Source organism: Micromonospora sp. NPDC050417, assembly GCF_044458865.1.
Lineage (GTDB): Bacteria > Actinomycetota > Actinomycetes > Mycobacteriales > Micromonosporaceae > Micromonospora_G.
On the sequence record NZ_JBITIH010000023.1, the window covers coordinates 114,733 to 122,400 of the forward strand.

The 7,668-nt window shown below is 65.7% G+C and carries 7 protein-coding genes; 6 read left to right on the forward strand and 1 reads right to left on the reverse strand.

Going from position 1 to position 7,668, the window contains the following annotated elements:
* Positions 1-516 precede the first annotated feature (516 nt).
* Together ACIBF5_RS26555 and ACIBF5_RS26560 are read left to right on the forward strand one after the other, a co-directional pair.
* On the forward strand, positions 517-1,122 hold the full coding sequence (locus tag ACIBF5_RS26555) for a response regulator transcription factor (protein WP_396815590.1): 606 nt from the start codon (positions 517-519) through the stop codon (positions 1,120-1,122).
* A 627-nt stretch (positions 1,123-1,749) separates the two neighbouring features.
* Positions 1,750-3,501: a fatty acyl-AMP ligase gene (locus ACIBF5_RS26560; RefSeq protein WP_396815591.1), complete on the forward strand. Its 1,752-nt coding sequence runs from the start codon at positions 1,750-1,752 to the stop codon at positions 3,499-3,501.
* 134 nt (positions 3,502-3,635) lie between these two features.
* Here ACIBF5_RS26560 and ACIBF5_RS26565 read toward each other — a convergent pair whose 3' ends face one another.
* Complete coding sequence (locus tag ACIBF5_RS26565; RefSeq protein ID WP_396815592.1) at positions 3,636-4,574, reverse strand: alpha/beta hydrolase; 939 nt, start codon at positions 4,572-4,574, stop codon at positions 3,636-3,638.
* Between the two features lie 772 nt (positions 4,575-5,346).
* Here ACIBF5_RS26565 and ACIBF5_RS26570 point away from each other — a divergent pair.
* The 4 genes from ACIBF5_RS26570 to ACIBF5_RS26585 all read left to right on the forward strand — a co-directional run.
* Positions 5,347-6,303 (forward strand): hypothetical protein, encoded by a 957-nt coding sequence (locus ACIBF5_RS26570; protein WP_396815593.1) that lies wholly within the window; start codon positions 5,347-5,349, stop codon positions 6,301-6,303.
* A gap of 42 nt (positions 6,304-6,345) precedes the next feature.
* Positions 6,346-7,224 (forward strand): diiron oxygenase, encoded by an 879-nt coding sequence (locus ACIBF5_RS26575; RefSeq protein WP_396815594.1) that lies wholly within the window; start codon positions 6,346-6,348, stop codon positions 7,222-7,224.
* Complete coding sequence (locus ACIBF5_RS26580; RefSeq protein WP_396815595.1) at positions 7,221-7,469, forward strand: hypothetical protein; 249 nt, start codon at positions 7,221-7,223, stop codon at positions 7,467-7,469. The genes ACIBF5_RS26575 and ACIBF5_RS26580 overlap by 4 nt, the downstream gene beginning before the upstream one ends.
* On the forward strand, positions 7,466-7,668 hold a 203-nt coding region (locus ACIBF5_RS26585), incomplete at its 3' end, for a hypothetical protein (RefSeq protein ID WP_396815596.1). The genes ACIBF5_RS26580 and ACIBF5_RS26585, both read left to right, overlap by 4 nt.

Consider the following 7,668-nt stretch of genomic DNA (forward strand, 5'->3'; position numbering starts at 1 on the left):
GCGGTTGGAGTAGTAATAGGAGCGGTCTGGAGGGCGGTCGCCTGAGGGGCCACGACATGGGAGCAGGGGTATCTCGCGACGCGGACGGCGGGACTCGGGCCGATTGTCGGGGTCGTGACAGAGTAGCCGCTGCGGGGCTGCGACTCGTACCCGGCTTGACCAGCCGCCTTCCTCGGATCCCCCGTCCGGTCGGGGCTTCCGCCATGGAGCCTGGCCGTTTTTAGGGCGAATATCCGATTCGATGTTGCAATGGGCCGCTTTGCGATTACGGCATCGACTGCTGGCCGAGGATGAGGGTCGGAACGCGTCGGGGAAATGTCGCATAATTGACGGACCGTATCGTCCCGCAATGACCAATTCAGCCACTGTTCACAGTATCGATGACTGCGCCGTCGTGGTACGACGGAAGGGTCCAAGACATCGGCCTTCCAAAATTTGTACACGTATGACATTATCGAAACAAGAGTTGCGCTGCATCCTCACGGCGCGGTCCGGGGAACTTCATGGAGGGGCCAAGTGACAATCGACGTTCTGGTGTCCGACGTTCTGCATCTGTCACGTTTCGCACTCACCGCTCTCTTGGAGCAGCACGACGAGATCCGGGTTGTCGGATCCGTCGACAACTATTTGGATGCGCTGGAGTTCGCTGAATTGCACAAGCCCGACGTTGGGATCATCAGCTTTCAGCGCGAGGAGAGCGACGCGGTCGCGTTCGCCGAGAAGATGGCGAGCATCCCGGGTTGCAAGAGCATGCTGCTCGCCACGTCGTTCACTCGGCCGGTCGTGCGGCAGGCGTTTTCGGGCGAGATCGCGGGCATGGTGCAGCGAAGCGTTCCGCCGCACCAGTTCTTCGACGCCATCCGGCGTATCCACTTGGGAGAACGGGTCTTCGACGCACAGTTGACGGTGGCTGCGGTGGGCAACGGCGACTGTCCGCTCACCCTGCGTGAGTTGTCCGTGCTTGAGTACGTCTCTCGGGGTGAGACGGTGGTCGAGATCGCGGCGCGGCTGCACCTTTCCGAAGGTACCGTGCGCAATTACCTTTCGTCCGTGGTCGCGAAGCTCAAGGCGCGTAACCGGATCGACGCGCTGCGAATCGCCCGCCAGTCGGACTGGATTTGATCACCAAACGGCGTGGTAGCAGCCCATGCCGAGCCCGGAGGGCCGGATCCCGTCGCGGGGCCGGACACGAGTGTGTCTATCGTTGGTCGGGGTCCTTTCCGTTTGCGCTCTTCTCGGCGTGGTGACCGGTCGTCTTTCGCTGGTTACCACGCCGAATGCTGCTCCAGGAACGGTTCGCGAACTTTTCTGTAGCGCGATGTTCATCAATGTGATCACCCGCTGCCGGCGGTGCGTCGGGTGAGCGTGAGAAGTGTCTGGCTCGGCTGTTTGTTGTTCTGACAATCGCACACCTGACACTGAAAAAGCAAGTCCGCAGCATACATGGGTCGCGGCATCCTGCGGGAGTCCCGGTAGCGCGGGGCTCTGTCGGTATGTATTGCCCAATGCCTTCGGGTGCGTTCTTAATACTCGGGCGAGCGATTTTCACTTCTTGCATCGGCTCGCTGGATGCCCCATCGCTCCCGGTGCTAGCCTCGAATCGACCTTGAACGATCCCTTGCGTGTTGATGACATGGGATGCTCGCGGGATAGACACGCCGCACCGTCGCTTGACGAATTCCTGAAGCACCCTGCGATTCACCTGCGGGGTCGGGGCCGTGCACACGGCAGGGGAGAGGAACCAGGTCCATGATCGATCTTTCGCTCACCACGAGTGCCGCCGCGGCGATCCGTGAGCACGCCCGCTTGGCGCCGGAACGTACGGCGCTGATCCTCGTCAACGACATGGAGCGCGACGACGGCGACCTGCGCTGGTCGTTCGCCCAACTGGACGCCGAGGCGAGGAAGATCGGGGCATGGCTGCGGGCCCGCTATCGGGTCGGCGAGCGGGTGCTCCTGCTGTACCCGACCGGGTTCGACTTCGCCGCGGCCCTGGTCGGCTGCCTCTACGCCGGGATGGTGGCGGTGCCCGCACCGCCACCCGCCCGGTACCGCCACGAGAGGTCGCGGGTGCGGGGCATCGCCAGGAACGCCGAGGTGTCGGCGACTCTGACCGACACCGCCAACCTTCCCACCGTCGTGGAGTGGGCGCAGGCGGCCGGGCTCACCGACATCGCCCTGCTCGCCACCGACAGCGGAGCCGTACCGGACGCGGGCTCCTGGACGCCCGAAAACCTGGACCACGAGACGCTCGCGATCATCCATTACACCTCGGGCACGACCGGCGAGCCTGTAGGCGCGATGATCAGCCACGGCAACCTCCTGCACAACGTGGAGAGCCAGCGCCGGGCGTGCAGCCTGACCACCGAAACCAGGCTGGGAGGGTGGGTCCCGCTGTACCACGGCCTGGGGCTCTTCGGTCAACTGTTGCCCGCTCTCCTGGTGGGAGGGGGCTGCGTGCTGATGCGGCCCGCAGCCTTCGTCAGACACCCGCACCACTGGCTGCGCATGATCGACGAGTACGACATCTACTCGTCCGCGGCCCCGGACTTCGCCTACGAGATGTGCCGTGCCAAGGTGACCGACAGCCAACTGGCCGCCCTGGACCTGTCCCGGTGGCGAATCAGCGCCAACGGGGCGGAGCGGGTGCACGTTGAGACGCTGGAGGCGTTCACGAAGCGGTTCGCCCCGGCTGGGCTGCGCGACGACGTGGTGTGCCCGTCCTACGGCATGGCCGAGGCGACACTGCTCGTGTCCGCCGCTCCGTTCCGCAGGGCCGTCGTGACCAGAGTGGACGAGCACGCGTTGGAGCGGTTGCTGTTCACCCCTGCGGAGGCGGGCGCGGCCGTGGTGAGCTGCGGGACGCCGCGCGACACCGAGGTGATGATCGCCGACCCGGCCACCGGCGAGCCGCTGCCTCCCGGGGCCGTGGGCGAGATCTGGTTGCGCGGCCCCTGCGTCGCCAAAGGCTATTGGCGCGACGACGCCGCGGCCGACCTGGCGTTCACGCACAGTGGTTACGTCCGTACGGGGGACCTTGGCACGATGCACGACGGCGAGCTGTACGTCACCGGGAGGATGGCCGAACTTCTCAGTGTGGATGGGCGCAACCTCTACCCGCAGGAGATCGAGCGAGCGCTTCGCGCGGAGCATCCCGGGCTGGGCATCATCGGTGCCGTCTTCACGGTGCCGCTCGGCGAGCCCGGCCTCGGAGACGCCCTGGTCGTGACGTCCGAAATCAACGGGCGTCCGTCGGAGGACGGTCTGCGCCAGTTGGCCGTCGGAATCAGACAGACCATCACCCGCGAGTTCGGCCTCCGTCCCGCCGGGATCGTGTTGCTGCGCCGTGGCGGCGTTCTGCGCACCACGAGCGGGAAGGTTCAGCGTCCGGCGATGCGCCAACTGTTCCTCGACGGCGAGCTGGGCGGGGTCTACGCCGACTATGAGCCGCTGGTGGCCGACATGCTGCGGTCTCGGCAACCAACGCCGGTCGGGGTGTGACGCGCTGCCCTCGGGGTCTTCCCGATCGTGCCGGGTGTGCACGCGATGCTGCGCAGAGCCACCGACACAAGTCCCACCGACGCGGTGCGCCAGCGCCTATGGGCGGGCGTCGGCACACATCTCACTCGGATGGGTCACGGAACCGCTGACCTCAGGACATCGTCCAGCTCCTGGATGATCCGTCGCGCGGTCGCCGCCGCCGCCGGCACGATGTCCTGCATCAGGAAGAAGCCGTGCACCAGTCCCGGTCCGGGTACGTGACGGGCGGGCACGCCAGCGGCGTGCAGGTTCTCGACCAGTTGCTCGCCCTCACCTTGCAGCGGGTCGAACTCGGCCGTGGCGACCACCGTCGGCGGTAGGCCGCGCAGATCCGCGTTCAGCAGGTCGACGGCGGGATCGCCGCGGTGACGAGGATCCGGAACGTACTGCTCGTAGCTCCACATCATGTCGTCGACGGACAGCAGGTACCCCTCGGCGTGCGCGCAGGCCGAGGCGATCCGCAGGCTCGGGTCGACGGGCGGGTACACCAACAGTTGCGCGGCGAACCTCGGGCCGCCGGTGTCGCGGGCGTCGAGCGCGGCGCCGAGCGCGAGGTGGGCGCCAGCGCTGTCGCCGATGAGCACGTGGTCACGGCCGGGGGACATCTGGCTCGTCCACCGGGCTGCGGCGATGGCGTCGAGCAACGGCGTGGGGTAGGGGTATTCGGGCGCCCTGCGATAGTCGGCGGAGACGACGACCGCGCCCAGTGACGCCGCAAGGACACGGCAGACCCAGTCGTGGGTGTCGAGGTCACCGGTTACCCAACCGCCGCCGTGCAGGTAGGTGACCACCCGGCCGCTGTCGGCCTCCGGCGTGTACACCCTGGACCGCAACGACGTCCCGTCCGCAGTGTCGATCTTCTCGTCGACGACGGCGACCGCTGTGTGCGGGCCGTTGTCCCCCGGCCGGGGACGGATCGCGTTCTCACGGTATCGCTCGCGGGCCTGCTCGACGGAGATCGCGCGAGCGGGGGTCGGCGCACCGTCGGCGTGTTGCCACGCGATCAGACTGCGAAGTATCCGATCCAACGGCATTGCGGCCCCTCAATGGGATGGGTGGAACGACTGCGCCCCGCCGACCTGCGGATCCGGCCACGTCAGGCGCGGCACTGCGACGTCGCTGGAGTCCGTCGTGCTGCCCCATACGATACCGGCGCGCAAACGGAGTGCTGCCGTGAAAAATGCACCCGTGCTGGTGTGCTTCACACGTCTCCCGGGGCGCGCCGACAGCTTCCAGGGGGCAGTTCGAGGGCGATGGGAAGTTGCGCGGCCACGCTCAGGTGTTGGGCGCAACCAGCGGCCGGACGAAGTGCCGCGCGAGTTCCCTGAGGGCGCTGACCATGGCACGATATGCGGTCACCTGGGGCTCTCGCCAGGGAGGATGTCGAGCTGAGCACTATCTGTCGAGGGTGCACACCCGAGCTCAGTGCCTCCCGTCTCGGCACCTTTGCCCATGTCGCACCAATCAACACTTTCGCACCCGCTGAGATTAGGTCATTGTTGTAACGATGTTTACCGTGCAGGAGGGGCTGCGCGAGGTGATCTCCCAGGTGCGAGATGAATCGTCGTCTTCGCGTGATGCGTGCGAAGCGCACGGTGGAGTATGCGAAATTAACGGATTGCGGACGCGCGATTAGCTGGTAGCGTTCGGTGGTGTTCCGCAGGGCCAGGCAGAGGGCCGGCAGAATGTAAAACGCACACTGATAGCCCACCGACGGGCTTCCCGTATTTGCGTGCGGCCGGTGCTGATACTGAGTCGCCGACCCGGATGAATCTGCCTGGGGGATAGACCGTGCCACAGCAACGAGTGATCGCCTGCCCGCCGTGGGAAAAAGTCGCCGAAACGATCGAATTCATTCCCGATCGATACTCTCGCAAGACACAGTCGGAGCCTGTGGCGCGGGAGATGCTGCGCTGTGATTCGGCCGACATCGACCGGCTGGTCGGCGCCGGCCTGCCGTTCGAGGACCGCGAGGGCATCCGCTATTTCGACGCGAACGATCTCTACAACCTCGGGATGTACTCGAACCGGTCCGACACCCAGCCGGAGATGGCGTTCCGGATGCTGTTCCGGTTCGCGGGCAGGCCGGTCGACGACCTGCTGCGACCCAAGACCTGGAACTTCCAGGTCCGGCTGGAGTGCCACGAGTGCGCCGGGGTGGCGCCGTGGCGCTTGGAGGGGCCAGACGTCGTCCGGTTCGGCGGTCGCGTCGAGGGCGGCACGCTGCCCGCGCCGGGCGAGGGGGCGGCGGAGTACGCCGCGACAGTCACCACCACCGGCGCGCGGACACCTCTGGTGTCCCAGGCGCTGCGGCGGCTGACGCGTGACTACCTGGACGCGGGTTACCGCTGGCAGATGATTCCCGTGCCGATGCAGGCCGACTACGGGCTCGTGCACGAGCTCGGCGCGACGAGCTGCATCGCGGCAAGCCTGCTGCTGGCCGAACACTTCCGCGCCGCAGGGCATCGCGCCGAGGCGAAGCGGGGCTGGTTCACCGGGGTGCTCGGCGGCGCGCTCGATCTGCCGCACGCGTGCGTCGAGGTCGAGGACGACGACGGGGTGGTCAAGACCGTCGACATTGCCAAGTCGCAGCTCGCGGCGCGGCTGTCGGCGAACACCGAGCAGTTCCAGGAACTGTGCCTCGGGTCGGTCTACAACAAGGTGATCCCGTCCACCGCTTCCGGCAACGCGTCCTTCGGGTACCACGAATGCGGTTCACCGCAGCCGGTCCTGGTGCGCGCCGATATCCGGTCGGCGCGGTAGGCGTGACTTCTCGAGCCACTCCATGGGGAAGGAAAAGTGACAATGGCGGTACGTGAACTTGAGCCGATAATGCTTGAACTGGACCGGCTCGAACACCTGGCCGAATCCGGATACTACAACCCGTACACGTTGTTCGACTGGCCGGAGGCCGTCGAGCCCGACATGCCCTGGATGAGCGAGAGCCTGACCACGCTGGCAGGAACGCCGATGTGGGACGAGCTCACCCGCGAGCAGCAGATTGCGTTGACCAAGTATGAGGCGATCAACTTCTTCAGCCTCAACATCCACGGCATCCGCGAGCTGATGAGCGAAGTTGTCATGCGCATCCACGAGCGGGCCTATGCGAACGTCTCGGAATTCCTGCACCACTTCATCGGTGAGGAAAACGAGCACATGTGGTTCTTCGCGCAGTTCTGCCTGCGCTACGGCGGCAAGCTCTACCCGGCGCAGCCGACGCTGAAGGCGGACTCGGTGGAGCATCTGTCGCCGGTGGCCCGCGAGCTGGTGGTGTTCGCCCGGATCCTCATTTTCGAGGAGATCGTCGACCACTACAACGCCTACATGGCCACCGACGAGTCGCTGCCGCACATCGCCCGTGAGATCAACCGGGTGCACCACCAGGACGAGAGCAGGCACGTTGCGTTCGGACGGATGATCTTCACCAACCTGCTCGGCCAGGTGGCCAAGCGCGATGCTGCCGAGGTGCCGGTGGTTGCCGAGTATCTGGAGAGCTACCTCCAGTACAGCATCGGCACCCTCTACAACCCCGCCGCCTACCGCGACGCGGGCATCGCGGACGCGCTGGCGCTGCGGCGGCGTGCGCTGGAACACCCCGCCCGGCACGCGGCACACGAGCGGATCCTCAAGCGGACGCGCAGCTTCCTGACGAAGGCGGGCGTGGGCAGGGAATTGATCAAGTGAAGAGCGAGCCGATGCAGGCGGTGCGGGAGTTCATCCTGGGCCGCAATCCCAAGCTCGAACAACTGGCCGACGATCTCGACCTGATCGACAGTCGGGCGATCAATTCGCTGGCCTTCGTCGAGTTCATCTTCCTCATCGAGGAACTGACCGGCGAGTCGATCGACCCCGAGGAACTGGACTTGGACGACTTCCGCACGCTCCATGCGGTCGAGGCGCGATTCTTCAAGCAGGAAGCGGCATTATGACTACGGTGACCGATAATGGTTTGAGGGTTCTTGATGGCGGTCAACTGCGGTTGTTGCGGGCGATCGATGGGGTGTTCCGGCGTTTGGCTGATGGCTGGGGTGCTCCGGAGTTCCGGTTTCCGTTTTTGTTGAGTTGTCGGGACTTGGACACTTTTGACTATTACGACAATTTTCCGCATTTGGGGTTGGCGGCGACGCG

What these genes read in the sequence shown, in the direction of transcription:
- ACIBF5_RS26565 (WP_396815592.1), bottom strand. Translation starts at nt 4,574, where the DNA reads ATGCCGTTGGATCGGATACTTCGCAGTCTGATCGCGTGGCAACACGCC.
- ACIBF5_RS26560 (WP_396815591.1), top strand. Translation starts at nt 1,750, where the DNA reads ATGATCGATCTTTCGCTCACCACGAGTGCCGCCGCGGCGATCCGTGAG.
- ACIBF5_RS26575 (WP_396815594.1), top strand. Translation starts at nt 6,346, where the DNA reads ATGGCGGTACGTGAACTTGAGCCGATAATGCTTGAACTGGACCGGCTC.